Source organism: Nonomuraea sp. NPDC005692, from assembly GCF_040631115.1.
Classification (GTDB): domain Bacteria; phylum Actinomycetota; class Actinomycetes; order Streptosporangiales; family Streptosporangiaceae; genus Nonomuraea.
Map to the genome: position 1 here is coordinate 15,208 of NZ_JBEXYU010000019.1, position 16,344 is coordinate 31,551.

Annotated in this window: 17 protein-coding genes; 10 read left to right on the forward strand and 7 right to left on the reverse strand. The window is 73.1% G+C overall.

Features of this window, described 5'->3' with window-relative positions; translation table 11 throughout:
• Positions 1–81: 81 nt before the first annotated feature.
• Positions 82–882: a phosphotransferase gene (locus ABZ459_RS31780; RefSeq protein WP_357978191.1), complete on the forward strand. Its 801-nt coding sequence runs from the start codon at positions 82–84 to the stop codon at positions 880–882.
• Positions 866–1,801: a cobalamin biosynthesis protein gene (locus ABZ459_RS31785; protein ID WP_357978194.1), complete on the forward strand. Its 936-nt coding sequence runs from the start codon at positions 866–868 to the stop codon at positions 1,799–1,801. The genes ABZ459_RS31780 and ABZ459_RS31785 overlap by 17 nt, the downstream gene beginning before the upstream one ends.
• Positions 1,802–1,824: 23 nt before the next feature.
• Here ABZ459_RS31785 and ABZ459_RS31790 read toward each other — a convergent pair whose 3' ends face one another.
• The 4 genes from ABZ459_RS31790 to ABZ459_RS31805 form a co-directional block, all read right to left on the reverse strand.
• Positions 1,825–2,061 carry a hypothetical protein gene (locus ABZ459_RS31790; protein WP_357978197.1) on the reverse strand — a complete coding sequence of 79 codons (237 nt, stop codon included), beginning with the start codon at positions 2,059–2,061 and terminating at the stop codon, positions 1,825–1,827.
• 88 nt (positions 2,062–2,149) lie between these two features.
• Entirely contained in the window at positions 2,150–2,950 is an 801-nt protein-coding gene (locus tag ABZ459_RS31795) for an exodeoxyribonuclease III (protein WP_357978200.1), read from the reverse strand.
• A gap of 37 nt (positions 2,951–2,987) precedes the next feature.
• Positions 2,988–3,959 (reverse strand): inositol-3-phosphate synthase, encoded by a 972-nt coding sequence (locus tag ABZ459_RS31800; RefSeq protein WP_357978203.1) that lies wholly within the window; start codon positions 3,957–3,959, stop codon positions 2,988–2,990.
• An 8-nt stretch (positions 3,960–3,967) separates the two neighbouring features.
• On the reverse strand, positions 3,968–6,454 hold the full coding sequence (locus ABZ459_RS31805) for an AAA family ATPase (protein WP_357978206.1): 2,487 nt from the start codon (positions 6,452–6,454) through the stop codon (positions 3,968–3,970).
• A 74-nt stretch (positions 6,455–6,528) separates the two neighbouring features.
• Here ABZ459_RS31805 and ABZ459_RS31810 point away from each other — a divergent pair, with 74 nt between their 5' ends.
• The gene (locus tag ABZ459_RS31810; protein ID WP_357978209.1) at positions 6,529–7,632 is read left to right on the forward strand and encodes an MFS transporter; all 1,104 of its coding nucleotides are present in this window, start codon (positions 6,529–6,531) and stop codon (positions 7,630–7,632) included.
• Here ABZ459_RS31810 and ABZ459_RS31815 read toward each other — a convergent pair.
• Complete coding sequence (locus tag ABZ459_RS31815) at positions 7,601–8,224, reverse strand: hypothetical protein (protein ID WP_357978671.1); 624 nt, start codon at positions 8,222–8,224, stop codon at positions 7,601–7,603. The genes ABZ459_RS31810 and ABZ459_RS31815 overlap by 32 nt on opposite strands.
• A gap of 20 nt (positions 8,225–8,244) precedes the next feature.
• Between ABZ459_RS31815 and ABZ459_RS31820 the strand changes: the two genes are divergently transcribed.
• The gene (locus ABZ459_RS31820) at positions 8,245–8,424 is read left to right on the forward strand and encodes a hypothetical protein (RefSeq protein ID WP_357978675.1); all 180 of its coding nucleotides are present in this window, start codon (positions 8,245–8,247) and stop codon (positions 8,422–8,424) included.
• On the opposite strand, the gene ABZ459_RS31825 is transcribed toward ABZ459_RS31820, so the two are convergent.
• Positions 8,400–9,959: an ABC transporter substrate-binding protein gene (locus ABZ459_RS31825; protein WP_357978212.1), complete on the reverse strand. Its 1,560-nt coding sequence runs from the start codon at positions 9,957–9,959 to the stop codon at positions 8,400–8,402. The genes ABZ459_RS31820 and ABZ459_RS31825 overlap by 25 nt on opposite strands.
• Positions 9,960–10,167: 208 nt before the next feature.
• Between ABZ459_RS31825 and ABZ459_RS31830 the strand changes: the two genes are divergently transcribed.
• Entirely contained in the window at positions 10,168–12,012 is a 1,845-nt protein-coding gene (locus ABZ459_RS31830; protein ID WP_357978215.1) for a nitrate- and nitrite sensing domain-containing protein, read from the forward strand.
• Complete coding sequence (locus ABZ459_RS31835; RefSeq protein WP_352328721.1) at positions 12,005–12,361, forward strand: DUF742 domain-containing protein; 357 nt, start codon at positions 12,005–12,007, stop codon at positions 12,359–12,361. Before ABZ459_RS31830 ends, ABZ459_RS31835 begins: the two co-directional genes overlap by 8 nt.
• On the opposite strand, the gene ABZ459_RS31840 is transcribed toward ABZ459_RS31835, so the two are convergent.
• Positions 12,339–13,745 (reverse strand): MFS transporter, encoded by a 1,407-nt coding sequence (locus ABZ459_RS31840; protein ID WP_357978218.1) that lies wholly within the window; start codon positions 13,743–13,745, stop codon positions 12,339–12,341. The genes ABZ459_RS31835 and ABZ459_RS31840 overlap by 23 nt on opposite strands.
• A 73-nt stretch (positions 13,746–13,818) precedes the next feature.
• On the opposite strand from ABZ459_RS31840, the gene ABZ459_RS31845 reads away from it, so the two are divergent.
• From ABZ459_RS31845 to ABZ459_RS31860, 4 genes are all read left to right on the forward strand, one after another.
• Entirely contained in the window at positions 13,819–14,280 is a 462-nt protein-coding gene (locus ABZ459_RS31845) for a MarR family transcriptional regulator (RefSeq protein ID WP_357978221.1), read from the forward strand.
• A gap of 120 nt (positions 14,281–14,400) precedes the next feature.
• Positions 14,401–14,835 (forward strand): RpiB/LacA/LacB family sugar-phosphate isomerase, encoded by a 435-nt coding sequence (locus ABZ459_RS31850; RefSeq protein ID WP_357978224.1) that lies wholly within the window; start codon positions 14,401–14,403, stop codon positions 14,833–14,835.
• Between the two features lie 10 nt (positions 14,836–14,845).
• The gene (locus ABZ459_RS31855; RefSeq protein WP_357978227.1) at positions 14,846–15,070 is read left to right on the forward strand and encodes a hypothetical protein; all 225 of its coding nucleotides are present in this window, start codon (positions 14,846–14,848) and stop codon (positions 15,068–15,070) included.
• An 83-nt stretch (positions 15,071–15,153) separates the two neighbouring features.
• On the forward strand, positions 15,154–16,317 hold the full coding sequence (locus ABZ459_RS31860) for an amidohydrolase (RefSeq protein ID WP_357978230.1): 1,164 nt from the start codon (positions 15,154–15,156) through the stop codon (positions 16,315–16,317).
• Positions 16,318–16,344 lie beyond the last annotated feature (27 nt).

A 16,344-nucleotide genomic window follows, 5' to 3' on the forward strand; every position in this document is an offset into this window, starting at 1 on the left:
GGAAGGGGAGGACGGCGGGGCGGGAGGGGGTGGGGTAAAGGGCAGGCGGCGGTGGGGCAAATGGGGCTAAGCTGTTGTGGCATGGTCGCGACGCTCCTGCATGAGATTCCCCTGCAGGGCGGGGACGTGACAGACGGGGTGGTGCGCGTCGGTGACACGGTGCGCAGGCCGGTCGGTCCGGCCACGCCCGCCGTGCACGCCCTGCTCAGACACCTTGAGGCAGCCGGGTTCGGGGGTGCGCCGCGGGTCCTGGGAACGGACGGCTTAGGGCGCGAGATCATCACGTACGTCCCTGGGCGGAGCGGGTTGTGCCGGGCCGGTTCGACGGACGGGTTCCTGGTCGACCTGGCGCGACTGGTCAGGGAGTTCCACGACGCGACCGCCGGGTTCCCGCTCGACGCCGGCGGATGGGAAGGCGGGTCGAACGACGACCGCGCGCCGGAGGTCATCGGGCATTGCGACCTGACGCCGGACAACGTGATCTTCCGTCACGACACCGGCACCGGCGCGGCCACCCCCGTCGCGCTGATCGACTTCGACCTGGCCCGGCCCACCACCCGGCTGTTCGACATCGTCACCACCCTCCGCCACTGGGCCCCGATCGCCGACCCCGTCGACCGTCACCCTCTCCAGCGCGACGCCGACGTGGGAGCCAGGATCCGCCTGTTCTGCGACGCCTACGGCCTCGCGCCCCGCGAACGCCGGCGGTTGCTCGAACTGTCCAGGCTCCGCTTCCACCGGTCCTACGACGTCATGCGCACCCGCGCCCGGGCCGGCGGTAACTGGGCCAGGATGTGGACCGGCGGCGCCGGGGAACGCATCCGCCGGGCGGCAGCCTGGCTGGATGTGCACGAAGATGAGCTTCATGCCCATTTGGTATGACCCGCTAGGTCTCGCGCTCGGTGTCGCACTCGACCAGGTTCTCGGTGATCCGCGCAGCTCAGCCCACCCCGTCGCCCTGTTCGGACGGGCGGCGGCGAAGCTGGAGGAGTCGTCGTACGGCGACACGAGGTGGCGTGGGGTGGTCCATGTCGGGATCTGCGTCGGAGGCGCGGCCGCCCTGGGCGTGCTGGCCCAGAGGAGCGGCGACCGGGCCGTCCGTACGGCGGTGACGGCGTTCGCCACGTGGGCCGTGCTCGGCGGCACGACCCTCGCCCGCGAAGGCGTGCACATGGCCGAGGCCCTGGAGCAGGACGATCTCCGGCGGGCCCGGGCCAGGCTCCCCCACCTGTGCGGCCGCGACCCCGCGGGGCTGGAGGCGCCCGAGCTGGCCAGGGCGACCGTGGAGTCGCTGGCGGAGAACACCTCCGACGCCGTGGTCGCCCCGCTGTTCTGGGGCGCGGTGGCGGGCGTGCCGGGGCTGCTGGCCTACCGGGCGGTCAACACGCTGGACGCCATGATCGGCCACCACTCCCCCCGCTACGAACGGTTCGGCTGGGCCGCGGCCCGGCTCGACGACGTGGCGAACTACGTACCGGCACGCGTGACGGGACTGCTGACGGCGGCGCTGGCCGACGACCCCGTCCGGGCGCTGCGGGTGCTACGTAGGGACGGCCACCGCCACCCCAGCCCGAACGCGGGCAGGTGCGAGGCCGCCTTCGCCGGCGCGCTCGGCGTCACCCTCGGCGGCACGAACGTGTACGGCGGCAGGACGGAACACCGCCCCACGATGGGCGACGGCCCCAAGCCGGACGTCAAGGACATCCGGCGCGCCGCCCGGCTCACCCGCGCGGTCGGAGTGGCGGCGGCGGGGCTGGCCGTGCTCACCGCATGGGGCCTGCGCCGCCGCCATTCCGGATAATCGCGGTAATCAGTTGACGGCGGTCAACTCATTATCCGATTGAGATTGATCGCGAGCCAGATGACGAATGCCGCGACGGCGGTGACGGCGACCAGACCCTTCACCGCGTGGTGCGCGGTCTCCCGCCGCACCGTCACCTGCCGCTGCGTCTGCTTCCAGACCTGCCTGAGCATGATCATGTTCTGGAAGCGGCGTCCGAGCGCGAACAGGGCAAGCCCGATGAGGACGAACAGGATGACACGACCATCGGCAGGTTCCACGACACGGCCCCCTTTTTCGGTCTTGAAGAAGAAGCGTGCCCCCGCACATTTGGTTACTCACGATACTCGTCTGGCAGCTGTTTGTTGATTAATTTATCGGGGCGAGATCCACCACGATGGGAGCGTGATCCGAGGGGCCCTTCCCCTTGCGCGCCTCGCGGTCGACGTACGCCGCCCGCACCCGTTCGGCGACGTCGGCGCTGGCGTAGACCAGGTCGATCCGCATGCCCTTGTTCTGGTGGAACATCCCGGCCCGGTAGTCCCAGTACGTGTACGGGTGCGGCCCCTTCATCGGCGTCGGCACCACGTCGCGCAGGCCGAGGTCGAGCAGCTCGGCGAGCGCGCGGCGTTCGGCGGGGGTGACGTGCGTGGAGCCGGCGAACAGCGCGGGGTCCCAGACGTCGGCGTCGGTCGGCGCGACGTTGTAGTCGCCGCAGGCCACCAGCGGCGAGCCCGCCTCCTCGGCCAGCGCGTCCCGCAGCGCGGCGAACCACTGCAGCTTGTAGGCGTAGTGCGGCGAGTCGAGCGCGCGGCCGTTCGGCGCGTACAGGGACCAGACCCGCAGGCCGCCGCAGGTCGCGCCCAGCGCGCGGGCCTCGGGACGGGCGGCGCCCACCCCGTCGAGCTCGGCGAAGCCCGGTTCGCCGGGGAAGCTCCGCGTCACCTCCTCCAGCCCGACCCTGGACAGCACGGCGACGCCGTTCCACCGGCCGTCGCCGTGGGCGGCGGCGGCGTAGCCGAGCTCGCCCACCTCCGCCACGGGGAACGACTCCGCGGGACACTTGGTCTCCTGCAGGCAGACGATGTCGGGCTCGGTCGCGGCCAGCCAGTCGAGCAGGCGCGGCAGCCGTGCCTTGACCGAGTTCACGTTCCAGGTCGCCAGGCGCATCCTCCTAGCCTGCCACGGCCGGGCCCGGCACCCGAGGTCAGACCGCCTTCATGAGGGCGGCCGAGGTCTCCCGCAGGAAGCCGCCCGTGCCCGCGTCGAGCGCGGCCTTGGCCTGGCGCACGGCGTCGAGGACGTTCCCCGCCGCGCTCGGCGAGTCCTCCACCACCATGCGCAGCTCGATCTCCAGCGGGGAGCCGCCGAACCCCTCGCCCTCCAGCCGGATGAACGCGATCTTGCGGTCGTCGAGGAAGGGCAGGTACTGGGCGCCGACGTGGGTGGAGGTGCCGGCGCCGGTCGCCTTGGTGGCCCGCTTGCCGGCCATCCTGGCCGGGTCCTGGAGGTTGACGAAGTCCATGTTGCCCCCGGCCAGGAGCTGGTGGCCGTCGCGCAGCCGCACCCCGCTCGCGGTCAGGGCGTCGACCAGCGCCCGGTGCACGAGCGTGGCGCCGAAGGAGCTCTTCAGGTCGTCGCCGAGCAGCGGCAGCCCGGCAGCGGCGAATCGGTCGCGCCAGCGCTCGGAGCGGGCGAGCACGGCGGGCATGCAGTTGACGAACGCGCAGCCGGCCTCGATCGCGGCCTCGGCGTACAGCTCGGCGGCGCGCTGGGCGCCGGTGGGCAGGAAGTTCACCACGACCTGGGAGCCGGTCTCACGCAGGTGGGCGGCCACGTCGGCGACGGTCGCGGCGCCGCTCGGCTCGACCAGCTCGGCCGAGCCCTCCCCCACGCCGTCGGCCAGGATGCCCTCGCGCACGGGCACGTCCAGGTGGGGCACGTCGGCGAAGCGGCGGGAGTTGTTCGGCCGCGCCCAGATCGCCTGCGACAGGTCCAGGCCGAGCTTGGCCCGGCCGACGTCGAAGGCGGCGGTGAACCGCACGTCGGAGACGGCGTATCCGGCGCACACGGGGTTGAGCAGGCCGGGAGCCTCGCCGTCGCGGTAGTACTCGACGCCCTGCACGAGGGACGACACGCAGTTGCCCACGCCGATGAGGGCGACGTTCACGGTGGTCATGCCGGAGTTCATATCAGGCCGGTCCGGCGGGCGACGGCGGCGGCCTCCACGCGGGAGGCGGCGCCGAGCTTGGCCATGATGTTCGACACGTGCACGCCGGAGGTCCTGGCCGAGATGTACAGCCGCTCGGCGATCTGCCTGTTGCTCAGGCCCTCGGCGACCAGGCCGAGCACCTCCAGCTCGCGGGCCGACAGCCCCGGCGTCGCCGACAGCGTCACCCGGGCGGTGGCCGCCGCCGCCTCCGCCTGCCGGCGCAGCGGCTCCGCGCCGAGCGCGGCGGCGATGGCCAGGGCCTCGCGCAGCGGCTCGCGGGCCCGCGCCGGGTCCCGCTCGGCCGCGCCGACCAGCGCCCGCCCCAGCCCGTACGGCTGCCCCACGGCCCGCCAGGCGGCCACCGCGTCCGCCCACGAGCCGCCGAGCTCGGCCTCGAAGGTGGCCCGGTACGCCTCCTGCAGCCGCCCGACGGTGGGCAGGCCGGCCGGCGCGGCGCGCACCCGTCCGATGCGGGCCGCGAGGGCCAGCAGCGGCCAGGCGTAGCGGCGGCTGCGGGTCAGGTCGTGCTCCGACAGCACGTGGTCGACCAGCCGGCGCGCCCGGTCCAGGTCTCCCCCGGCCTCGGCGAGGCGGCATTCGAGCAGGTCGGGCTCCAGGCAGGAGTCGTAGCCGCGCGAACGCCCGCGCATGAGCGGTCTGACCTGCGCGAGCAGCGCGCCGGCCGTGGACAGCGAGCCCTCCCACACTTCGACCGTGCCGAGCACGAGCAGGATCCAGGCGCGGTAGATCGGCGGCGGGTCGAGCGCGAGCGCGGGGGCGGCGACCTCGCGGGCCTCCTTCCAGCGGCCCAGCGAGGCGAGCGGCTCGGCCAGGTTGGCGGCCAGGTGGGCGCCGCGCGAGCGGGCCAGGCCCAGCCGGGCGGCCTCGGCTATGCCGCGCCGCGCGACCGCCTCGGCCCTGGCGTGCTCGCCGGCGGCCTCCAGCGCGTCGGCCTCGCCGGCGTAGGAGACGAGCAGCGTGTCGTCGTCGGGCGCGCTGATCCGGGCGCGGGCGTACAGGGCGGAGGCGGTGGCGAGGTCGCCGTCGAGCGCGGCGAGCGCGGCCAGGGTGACCAGCGACCTGGCGTCGCCCAGCGCGTACGCCTCCTCGGCGCGGGCGCGGGCCTCGTCGTCCTGGCCGTGCCAGGCCAGCGTGCAGGCCAGGGCGCCGAGCAGCCTGGACTCGCGGGGGGCCAGCCGGACGGCCTCGCGCAGGTCGTCCAGGCCCTCCTCGCCGTGCAGGTCGCGGATGGCGACGCGCAGCTCCAGCAGGTGGGCCGCGCGCAGCGGGTCGGCGACCTCGGCGAGCGCCCGGCCGGCCAGGTCGTCGGCGCGGTGGGCGTCGCCGTCGCGCAGGGCGTCCCTGGCGGCGTCCTCGAGCACCTGGGCGTGGTCCTGGCCGTCCGCGTGCGCCCACAGCTCCAGCACCAGGTCCCATCTGCGGGCCCGCCAGGCGGCCTCGAAGGCGCGCGGCCCGTCGCCGGCGGCGTGCCAGTGGTCGGCGGCCAGCTCGGGCTGGGCCGGGGCGCAGCGGGCGTGCAGGCGGCGGCGTTCGCCGGGGAGCAGGTCGTCGTAGACGGCCTCGCGGATGAGCGCGTGCCGGAAGACGTAGGCGTCGCCGTCCACGAGCAGCAGCCGAGCCCGTACGACCGGCCGCAGCGCCTCGTCGAGCGCGAGGTCGTCGAGCCCGGCGACCTGGCGCAGCACCTCGTGGGGCGTCCTGCGCCCGGCCACGGCGGCGATCCGCAGCACGTCGAGACCGGGCCCCGGCAGCTTCTCGGCCCCGGCGAGCAGCAGCTCGCGCAGCGAGGCGGGGGTCGTGTCACCCGCCTCGGCCAGCGCCTCGGCGAACAGCGGGTTGCCCTCGCTGCGCGCCACGATCACGTCGACGTCGTCGCGGCCGAGCAGGCGGGCCACCTCGTCGCGGCCGAGCGGCGGCACCCTGACCACCTCGGCGCCGGGCAGCCGCAGCGGCTCGCGCGAGGTCGCGACGACCATCGCGCCGGGCCGCGTCAGGTTGCGCAGCAGGTACGCCAGCAGGTCGCGGGCGGCCTGGTCGGCCCAGTGCAGATCCTCCAGCACGATCACCAGCGGACGGCGCTCGGCGGCCCGCTCGACCAGCAGCAGCACCTCCTCGAACAGCCGGGCCCGGCCCAGGTCGGGCGTGTCGTCCAGCTCCCCCAGCTCGGGCAGCAGGCACGCCAGCCCCTTGCGTCCGCCGCCCGGCACGAGCCCGGCGCCGTACTCCCTGACCAGGCGGCGCAGCACGGGCACGAACGGCGCGTACGCCGGCCCGCCCGGATCGGCCCCGCCCTCGGCCACCAGCGCGTCCACCTCGCCGGCGAACCGCCCGACCAGTCTGGTCTTGCCGATCCCAGCCTCGCCCACGACCAGCACCGCACTCGGGGTACGGGCCCACGCGGCGGTCAGCCGGCCCAGCTCGGCCTCACGTCCCACGAACACACCCCTCATTATGAAGAGGCGGCTACGCATCATGCCCGATCCCGTCCAAGGCGGGATTCGTCATCGTCGAAGGCATGATGTCGCGTTCGTTGAGCCTGATGATGGCCGCCTCGGTGACCGGGATGCTCGGTTTCTTCCTGCTGTTCTCCACCGTCCCCCTGTACGCGGCGACCGGCGGCTCCGGCGCGTCCGGCGCGGGCCTGGCGACCGGCGCGATGATGGCGTCCACCGTCCTCGCCGAGCTGGCCGTCCCCTGGCTGCTGTCGCGGCACGGCTACCGCGCGGCGATGGCGCTCGGCCTGGTCCTGCTCGGCCTGCCCGCCCTGCTGCTCCCGCTGTCGGCGGAGCTGCCCGTGGTGCTGGCCGTGTCGCTGCTGCGCGGCGCGGGCCTCGGCGTGCTCGTGGTCGCCGGCACCGCGCTCACCGCCGACCTGGTGCCCGCCGAGCGCCGCGGCGAGGGGCTCGGACTGTACGGCCTGGCCGTCGGCGTGCCCTCGGTCGCCGGGCTGCCGCTGGGCCTGTGGGCGGCCGACGTGCTCGGGTTCGCGCCCGTCCTCGTGGTCGCCGGGCTGCTGCCCCTGGCCGGGCTCGTGGCGGTGACGGGCCTGCCCGCGGGCAGGCCCGCCACGGCCGGCGCGGGCGGCCGGACGGGCGGGCTGGCCGCGCCGATGCTGGTCTTCGCCTCGGTCACGGTCTCCGTCGGCGTCCTGGTGACGTTCCTGCCGCTGGCGGGCTCGCCAGGACTGGCCTCGGCGGCCCTGCTCGCCCAGTCGCTCGCCACGCCGGCGGCCCGCTGGTGGGCGGGCCGGTTCGGCGACCGGCACGGCCCGGCCGGACTGCTCGTGCCGGGCCTGCTCGCCGCCGCCGCGGGCACCGCGCTGCAGGCGTGGACGACCGCTCCCGTAGCGGTCGTGGCCGGGATGGCGCTGTTCGGGGCGGGGTTCGGGGTGCTGCAGAACGCGACGCTGACGATGATGCTCCAGCGCGGCGAGCCGGCCCGCGTCAGCGCCCTGTGGAACCTGGCCTACGACGCGGGGATGGGCGTGGGCGCGACGGGGTTCGGGCTGGTGCTCGGGCACACCGGCTACCGGCTGGGGTTCGTGCTGGTGGCCGCGCTCGTCGTGGTGACGATCCCGCTGGCCAGGGTCAGGCCCGCGTACGCGGCACTCCCACGGTGATCTCGTGGCCGAGGCGGCGGCCGGCCAGCAGCTCCAGGTCGTCGCCGCTCCAGAACCTGCCCGGGTCGTACCAGTTGGGACGCCGGCCGCCGGGCAGCAGGCCCATCTCCTCGTAGGTGACGGCCACGACCTCCGCGCAGTACGCGCTCTCCAGCGTGGCCTCCTTCCTGGCCCGCCGCGGGACCCGGCCCCTGGCCCAGCGGGCGGCCAGCCGGGCGGTGGACGGGAACGGGGTGCCGTCGAGCCGGGCGACCACCCGCAGCGCGGCGTCCTCCATCTCGGGCGTGGCCTGCGGTTCGAGCTGGCGCAGCCAGGGACGCTGGCCGTAGCGGTCGGCCCAGACGGTGACCGCGTCGCGCAGGTCGTGCAGCTGGACCCCGCGCTGGTGGGTGCCCGCCCACAGGTCGAGCAGCGACTTGCCCAGCTCGGCGTGCCACATCATGGGCGGCAGGTCCTCGATCACGATCGCCATGCCCACGTGGTTGACCGGGCTGTTGGTCATCGTCTGGATGGCCCGGTCGGGCACGGACCTCCCGCGGAAGATCCACAGATCGCCGGTTCTGGTCACCTTGACGGCCTCGTCGAGAGTCAACACATCGCTAGCCTAGGCACATGCGCTGGTGGAAGATGCTCGGTCTGGCGGGAATCGCGGGGGTCGCGGCCACGGGGGTGGTGATCGCGCGCGCCGAACGTCGCCGGCGGGCGTACACGCCCGAGGAGATCAGGACGCGGCTGCGTGAGCGGGTCGAGGCGGCGTCGGAGGCGGCTCAGCCGGACGGGCGCAGCTCGTAGGCGAAGACCACGTCGGGGTAGGCCGGGTTGTCGTCGTAGCCCTGGACGCCGCCCAGGTAGGCCCGCTGGTACCGCACCACCCAGGGCAGCGCCGCGGCGGCCCGCACGTCGAGCACGCGTCCGGTGGCCTGCTCGTACGCCGCCTGCGCGGCCTCCTTGTCGGTCACGCTGAGCTCGGGCAGCCCTTCGAGCAGCTCGTCCAGGGTCCTGTCACGCAGGTAGGCCAGGTTGAACACCGGCGGGTTGCCGCTGCGGAAGACGTTGCCGAACCACGAGTAGCCGTCGGGGTAGTCGGGCCACCAGTACATGACGAAGATGTCCTGGCCGCGTTTCCTGCCCTGCTGCCACTGGGCGTTCCAGGGCATGGCGCGGGCGTCGAGCGTGACGTTCAGCGGCTTCAGCTCCGCCGCCAGGCTGGTGGCCAGCAGCCGCTGGTCGTGGTCTCCCTGCGCGTAGGTGAGCCGCAGCCGCAGCGGCCGGCCCGCGGGCCCGTACCCGGCGCGGCCCAGCAGGGCCGCCGCGCCCGCCAGGTCCTGCCGGGGCGCGCGGCCGGCGACGTGGCCGGTCAGCCCCTCCGGGACGATTCCGGCGGCCGGCGCGACCGCGCCCCGCAGCGCCCTGACCAGGCCGCGGTAGTCGACGGCCTTCTGCACCGCGCGGCGCACCCGCACGTCCTTCATCGGGCCGCTCGCGGTGTTGAACAGCAGCATGGCCGTCTGGTACGAGTCCCGCTCGCTGGTGCGCACCCCGGGCGTGACCGCGGCCCTGGCGAACAGCCGGGGGCTGAGCCGGTCCACGAAGCTCACCTCGCCGCGGGCCAGCATCCGCCACGCGCGGTCGGGGTCGGGCACGACGCGGTACTTGACCGTGCTGTAGTGCGGCTTGTCCCATCCGCCCCAGTATTTGGGGTACGCCTTGAGCGTCAGCTCCTCCTCCTGGCCCGGATGCCAGGCCGCCACCGTGTACGGCCCCGACCCGGCGTCCCTGCCCGCGCCGAGCCATGAACGCAGGTCGGGCGCCGCCTGCGTGTCGTAGATGTAGGCCGCGTACCCGGAGGAGGCCACCAGGTCGAGCGGCACGGCGTACTTCAGGGCGAACGTGACCGTGCTCGCGTCCTCGGCCTTGACGGAGGAGACGGCGTCCCAGATGTAGGACGCGCCCGCGCCGGTCTTCATCGTGCGCTCGATCGACGCCTTGACCGCCGCGGCGTCCACCGGCCGGCCGGTGTGGAAGGTCGCGCCCTGGCGCAGCGTGAACGTCCAGGTGCGGCCGTCGGGCGTCGAGCGCCAGGAGGTGGCCAGGCGGGGGGCCGACTTCTTGGTGAAGGGGTTCCAGAGGGTCAGGGTCTCGTAGACGTTCTGGAAGGCGATGAGCTCGTTGGAGTAGGAGCTCGCGGGGTCCCAGTCGGAGATGACGTCCAGGTTCTGCGCGTACACGAAGACCGACTCGGCGGCGGGGGGCCGGGGGACCTCCGTGGGCCCGGAACAGGCCGACAGAAGCGCCAGCGCGGCGGCCGCTGTGAGACGACGGCGCAACGCAGCTCCCTCTGTAACCGATTTGGGGGAAACCTACTGCAAGATCACGGACACATGTCCAAAAGTCCCGAAAAATTGGGCAATTGGGTGATCGAATTGCTATCCTCTGGGCTTGTCCCGTCCGGGGTTGCCAGCAGGGGACCGACCGGAGTGAGGTGCCATGGGTCGTAGCCGGACGATCCGCATGAAGATCATCGGACTACTACTCGTGCCTCTGACCTCCATGGTCGTGTTGTGGGGCGTGATCACCGCCGTCACCGCCGGCGAGAGCCTGGAGCTGCGTCAGTACAAGACACTCTGGACGAACCTCCGCCATCCGGCGTACAAGTTGATCAGCGAGCTCCAGCACGAGCGTCTCTCCTCGGCCAAGCTGCTGCGCCGGGCCGCCTCCCAGAAGGACGTGGCCGACCAGCGCACCCGCACCGACGCCGCCAGGGACGAGTTCAGAAAGCTCTCCAGCAACTCCAAGGACCGATCGGAAGAGATCCGTACGCAGGTGGACGCGGTGTACACGCAGCTCGGCAGGCTCGACGCGATCAGGGGTGAGATCGACGACGGCCTGTCCGACCGTCTGCTCGCCGGCGAGGCGTACAACACCGTGATCGACTCCCTCTACGGCCTGCACCGGCGCGTCGCGCTCATCGACGACATCCCGATCTACGAGCAGTCCCGCGTGATCATCGAGCTGGGCTACGCCAAGGAGCTGCTGACCAGGGAGCAGGCCATCGCGCTCGGGCCGGTCACGCCGTCCGAACGCCGGCAGTTCACCCAGATCGTCGGCAACCGGCGCTTCCTCATCGACCAGGGGCTCGGCGAGCTGGACGCGAGCCTGCGCGACACCCAGGTCTCCCTCGTCACCTCCCCCGTCTACCAGCGCATGCGGCTGATGGAGGACCGGATCATCGCCGGCGCCACGCCGCCGCGCGGCTGGCTGAGCACCACCGAGTCGATCTCCAAGACGTACGGGGAGTCGCTCATGCGGGCCAGCAAGCTGCTCAACGCGCGCGCCGACCCCGTGGCCGACCAGGTGCTGTCGCGGGCGTTCATCCTGGCCGGCACGTGTTTCCTGCTGGTCATCGTGTCGATCGTGTTCTCGCTGCGGATGGGCAACCGGCTGTCGAAGGAGCTGGGCGCGCTCAGGCTCGCCGCGCTGGAGGTGGCCCAGGAGCGGCTGCCGCACGTGGTGGCCAAGCTGCGCAAGGGCGAGAGGGTGGAGATGCCGGAGTTGTCGGTGGCCACCAGCACGGTCGAGATCGGCGACGTCGGCCAGGCCTTCTCCACCGTCCAGCAGACCGCCGTCGAGGCCGCGATCGGCCAGGCGCAGCTCAGCGAGGGCGTCGGGCACGTCTTCCGCAACCTGGCCAGGCGTTCCCAGGCCCTGCTGCACCGCCAGCGCATCCAGCTGGAGGACATGCAGCACCGCGCCACCGACCCGGAGGCCCTGGACGACCTGTTCCGCCTCGACCACCTGACCACCCGCATGCGCCGCCACGCCGAGGGCCTGATCATCCTGTCGGGCGCCACCCCGGGCCGCGGCTGGAGCAAGCCGGTGCCGCTGCTCGACGTGGCCCGCGGCGCGACGGCCGAGGTGGAGGACTACCGCCGGGTCACCGTCGAGCCGATGTCCGGCCAGCGCCTGGCCGGGCCGGTGGTCGGCGACGTGATCCACCTGGTCGCCGAGCTCATCGAGAACGCGACCGTCTACTCGCCGCCGCACACGCAGGTCATCGTGCGCGGCGAGGAGACCGCCCGCGGCTTCGCCTTCGAGGTCGAGGACCGCGGGCTCGGGCTGAGCGCCCAGGAGCTGGCCGAACTCAACGAGCGGCTGGCCAGCCCCCCCGAGTTCGACCTGGCCGACAGCGACAAGCTGGGGCTTTTCGTCGTCTCCCGCCTGGCCGCCAGGCACGACATCCGCGTGACGCTACGCGGTTCACCATATGGAGGGACCACCGCGATCGTGTTGATCCCGGCTGAGCACGTCGCCGATCCGGAACCGGAGGCCGACGTGAAGGAGCCCGCCCGTCCTGTGATGCGGGTGGTGCCAAGTGAGTGACGAGCGCTGGCTGGACGAGGACGCCGGTCCGATCGTCCCGGCCTATCTGCTGACCAGGGGCCGTACGGTGCCCGCGAGCGAGGCCATCGACCTCATCGCGGTCATCGTCACCGCCGGTGGGCTGACGCCCCCGGTCGGGCTCGGGCCCGAGCACCTGATCATCATGCAGAAGTGCACCAAGCCGACCCGGCTGGTGGACGTGGCCGCCGAGCTGAACCTGCCCATCGGCGTGGTCCGGGTGCTGGTCGGCGACCTGCACGCGCGGCAGCTCGTCCAGGTCGAGCTGCCGCCCCCCGCGCCGGACGCCAAGGTGCTGCTGGAAGTGATCAGTGGGCTGAAGGCGCTGTGACGGCCCGGCTGTTCAACCTTCCGTAGACGGTGGCGAACACCGCCGCGACCAGCCCGGCCGCCGCGGCGGTGCCGAACACCCACTGGAAGCCCACGACGCCGGGGCGCGCGGCCAGGATCGCGGCGATGGCCGCGCCCGCCACGCTGCCGCCGACGATGCGCACCAGCGCGTTGACGCCCGCCGCCAGCGCGGTCCTGGACGGCTCGACGTGCTCGACGGCCATCGTGCCCAGCGCGGCGTAGCCGATGCCGAGGCCGATGCCCATGAGGGAGGAGGCCACGTACAGGGTGGCCGGGCTGCCGTGCTCGAACGCCAGCCACGCCCCCGCGAGCCCGGTCACGCCCGCGCCCGTCGCCACCATGAACGAGGCGGCGAACCGGCGCATGATCCGCCCCGCGAACAACGAGATGACCAGCATGAACAGGGTGCTCGGCAGCAGGAACAGCCCGACCTGGAGGGTGGAGGCGCCGAAGCCGAAGCCGGTCGCCTTCGGGACCTGGGCGAACTGCGACATGCCGGTCAGCATCGTGAAGAACGAGAACCCGAGCAGCATCGAGGAGACCGTCGCGCCGATCGTGCCCCTGTGCACCAGCATCGACATCTCGACCAGCGGCTCGGCCACCCTGCGCTCGACCAGCACCCACACCACGGCCAGCACGGCGGCCCCGGCGAACAATCCGAGCACGCCGGGCGACGTCCAGCCCCACGAGCCGCCCTCGCTGATCGCCAGCAGCAGCGCGACCAGCCAGGCGGTCAGCAGCGCGGCCCCGGCGAGGTCGGGACGGCCCTTGCCGGCCGGCGCCACGTCCCGCACGAGGAAGGCCAGGATCACGACGGCCACCAGCGAGATCCCGCCGGTGATCCAGAACACCAGGTGGTAGTCACCGGCGGCCAGCCCGGCCAGGATCATGCCGCCGCCGCTGCCGAACCCCATCGTCGCGCTCAGCACGCCGATGCCGGTCGCGAGCTGCTGCCTGGGCAGCAGGTCGCGGACCACGCCGATCGACAACGGGACCAGCGCGGACACCGCCCCCTGGAGGATCCGGGCCACGATCAGCCAGGTCAGCGACGTGGCCATCGCCGCCATGACCGAGCCCACCACCAGCAGGCCCAGCGCGCCGAGGATCATCGGGCGCCGGCCGTACATGTCGCCGAAGCGTGACAGCAGCGGCGTGGAGACCGCGGCGACCAAGAGGCTGATGGTGAGCGTCCAGCTCACGGCCGAGAGGGAGGCGTGCAGCTCCCGCTGCAGCACGGGAAGCAACGGGACCACCGCGGTGTTCTGGAGGGCGGCGATGGAGGCCGCGAACGCCAGAGAGACCACCGTGGGCCAGGGGTTGCGCATCGACGTCTCACGCGCCGCGGATACGACGGCTGTCGCCATGTCGGCTCCTTTAGATAACTTAGGTAAGTAACCGAGCAACGATGATACATACGTAAGTTAGGTAAGCAAACAGATGGGCGAAGATCTCAACAGGACGGTGTCGGCCTTCCGGCGGCTGGTCGTCACGCTCAACCGCGCCAAGACCCACGAATGGCTCACCGAGGCGGCCGGCATCCGGCTCGACCGGCCCGACGTGCAGATCATCGTCTATCTGCTCGACGCGGGCGAGCCCCGCAGGATCGGCATGATCGCCGAGGGGCTGCAGGTCGAGAGCCCGCACGTGACCAGGCACGTCGCGGCCCTTGAGCAGCGCGGGCTGGTCGAGCGCGTACGCGACCCCGACGACCGGCGGGCCTGGCGCATCGCGCTCACCGAGGAAGGGGCCGAGGTGGCGAGCAGGTGCCGCCGGGTCACCACCGAGTGGTTCGAGGAGGTGCTGTCCGACTGGCCGGAGCCGGAGCGGGCCGAGCTGTCCCGGCTGATGACCAAGCTGTCGGACGACTTCTGCGAGCGCATGCGCGCCCGGTACATGTAAGGAAAACGCGTTACGGGGCCGGGGGCGCGGGCGGCATGCTCGTGCCCATGGTCATCCAGCTGGTCATCCGGCAAATGCGCATGCCGCACCCGCCACCACAATGCTGGTAGAGATGGGCCCATGCGGATTTCGGTGGCGGCGGACAGCAACGACGGGGTGGCCGGGCGCATTGTGGCCGAGCTGCGCGGGCGTGGTCACGAGGTGCTGACCCACGGCGCACTCGACGACGGCGAGCGCGACGACTGGGCGTGGGCCTGCGAGCTGGCCGCCAGAGACGTCGCGGAGGGCCGGGCCGACCAGGCGGTGGTCTGCTGCTGGACGGGCACGGGCGCCTCCATCGCGGCCAACAAGGTGCCCGGGGTGCGGGCCGCGCTGTGCGCCGACGCCTACACCGCCGACGGGGCGCGCAGGTGGAACGACGCCAACGTGCTGGCCCTCAGCCTCCGCCTGACCTCCGACGTCGTGCTCGGCGAGATCCTCGACGCCTGGTTCGGCGGGCGGCCCAGCACCGATCCGGCCGACGTGGCCAACGTGGCGCACCTCGCGGAGATCTAGGCTCTGCGGCATGGACAACTTACGGTGCACGCATTGCGGCGAGGAGGGGCTCGAACCCGGGTTCGTCGCGGACCAGGGTGAGCACTCCCGGGGGTACGCCCGCTGGGTCGAAGGGGCGCTGTCGCGCGGGATCTTCGGCGGCGCCCGGCTGATGGGCCGTCCCAAGTGGGAGATCGACGCCTACCGCTGCCGCTCCTGCCACCACCTCGAACTGTTCGCCACCCGCCCCGACTAGCCGCCTGCGCCGTCGCGGGCGGCTCACGACCCTCACGTCCGGGGGCACGGAAATCGTCGGTGCCGCCCTTTAGGGTGCTGGGCATGACCGACGTGCTGATCCGCGGCGGGCGGCCCTGGGGGCTCGCGTTCCCGGCCGACCTGCTCGTCCGCGACGGCCGCATCCACCGCGTGGGCCCGTCCCTCGACGCGCCCGGCGCCCTCGTCCTCGACGTCTCGGGTCAGCTCGTCCTGCCCGGTCTCGTCGACGCCCACTGCCACCTCGACAAGACGCTCTACGGAGGTCCCTGGGTCCCCCACTCCGCCGACGACTCGCTGGCCGGCCGCATCGCCAACGACCTGGGCCGCCGCGCCGAGCTGGGGGTGCCGAGCGCCGAGCGCGCCGCCGCGCTGCTGGCCCGGATGAGCGAGGCCGGCACCACACATGTGCGCACCCACACCGACATCGACCCGTCCGTGGGCCTGCGGGGCGTGGAGGCCGTGCGCGAGGCCGCCGCCCGCTCCCCCGTCGACGTGCAGCAGGTCGCCTTCCCCCAACACGGCGTGCTCACCAACCCCGGCACCGCCGACCTGCTGGCCGAGGCGCTCAGAGGCGGCGTCGAGGCGATCGGCGGCCTCGACCCGGCCGGAGGCGACCGCGATCCCGTGCGCCACCTCGACCTGATCTTCGGCCTGGCCGACCGGTTCGGCGCGCGCATCGACATCCACCTGCACGACGGCGGCTCGCTGGGCGGCTGGGAGCTGGAGCTGATCACCGAGCGCACCAAGGCGCTGGGGCTCGGCGGCCGGGTGACGGTCAGCCACGCGTACGCGCTGGGCGAGCTCGGCGACGCCGCCCAGGATCGCCTGATCCAGGGCTTCGTCGACGCGGGTGTGGCCATCGCCACCGCCGCCGTCTACAGCTACCCGGTGCCGCCGGTCAAGAAGCTGCGCGCCGCGGGCGTCACCGTCGCCTGCGGCCACGACGGCATCCGCGACCTGTGGGGCCCCTACGGCTCGGGCGACATGCTGGAGCGCGCGATGCACCTGGCCTACCGCAGCACGTTCCGCCGCGACGAGGACATCGAGCTCGCCCTGGAGGCCGCGACCGTGGGCGGCGCGCTGGCCCTCGGGCTGCCCGACTACGGCGTGGCTCCGGGCGACCGGGCCGACCTCGTCGTGGTGCCCGCGAGCGGCCCCGGAGAGGCCGTGGTCGTTCACCCTCGGCGCACTCTGGTCATGAAAGACGGCGTAGTCCTGCACAATTGACCGGCGGGACCATCGAAAGGCAGGCAA

What these genes read in the sequence shown, in the direction of transcription:
- ABZ459_RS31795 (WP_357978200.1), bottom strand. Translation starts at nt 2,950, where the DNA reads ATGCGCCTGGCGACCTGGAACGTGAACTCGGTCAAGGCACGGCTGCCG.
- ABZ459_RS31850 (WP_357978224.1), top strand. Translation starts at nt 14,401, where the DNA reads ATGCGGATTTCGGTGGCGGCGGACAGCAACGACGGGGTGGCCGGGCGC.
- ABZ459_RS31785 (WP_357978194.1), top strand. Translation starts at nt 866, where the DNA reads ATGCCCATTTGGTATGACCCGCTAGGTCTCGCGCTCGGTGTCGCACTC.
- ABZ459_RS31860 (WP_357978230.1), top strand. Translation starts at nt 15,154, where the DNA reads ATGACCGACGTGCTGATCCGCGGCGGGCGGCCCTGGGGGCTCGCGTTC.
- ABZ459_RS31800 (WP_357978203.1), bottom strand. Translation starts at nt 3,959, where the DNA reads ATGACCACCGTGAACGTCGCCCTCATCGGCGTGGGCAACTGCGTGTCG.
- ABZ459_RS31855 (WP_357978227.1), top strand. Translation starts at nt 14,846, where the DNA reads ATGGACAACTTACGGTGCACGCATTGCGGCGAGGAGGGGCTCGAACCC.
- ABZ459_RS31820 (WP_357978675.1), top strand. Translation starts at nt 8,245, where the DNA reads ATGCGCTGGTGGAAGATGCTCGGTCTGGCGGGAATCGCGGGGGTCGCG.
- ABZ459_RS31810 (WP_357978209.1), top strand. Translation starts at nt 6,529, where the DNA reads ATGATGTCGCGTTCGTTGAGCCTGATGATGGCCGCCTCGGTGACCGGG.
- ABZ459_RS31840 (WP_357978218.1), bottom strand. Translation starts at nt 13,745, where the DNA reads ATGGCGACAGCCGTCGTATCCGCGGCGCGTGAGACGTCGATGCGCAAC.
- ABZ459_RS31780 (WP_357978191.1), top strand. Translation starts at nt 82, where the DNA reads ATGGTCGCGACGCTCCTGCATGAGATTCCCCTGCAGGGCGGGGACGTG.
- ABZ459_RS31845 (WP_357978221.1), top strand. Translation starts at nt 13,819, where the DNA reads ATGGGCGAAGATCTCAACAGGACGGTGTCGGCCTTCCGGCGGCTGGTC.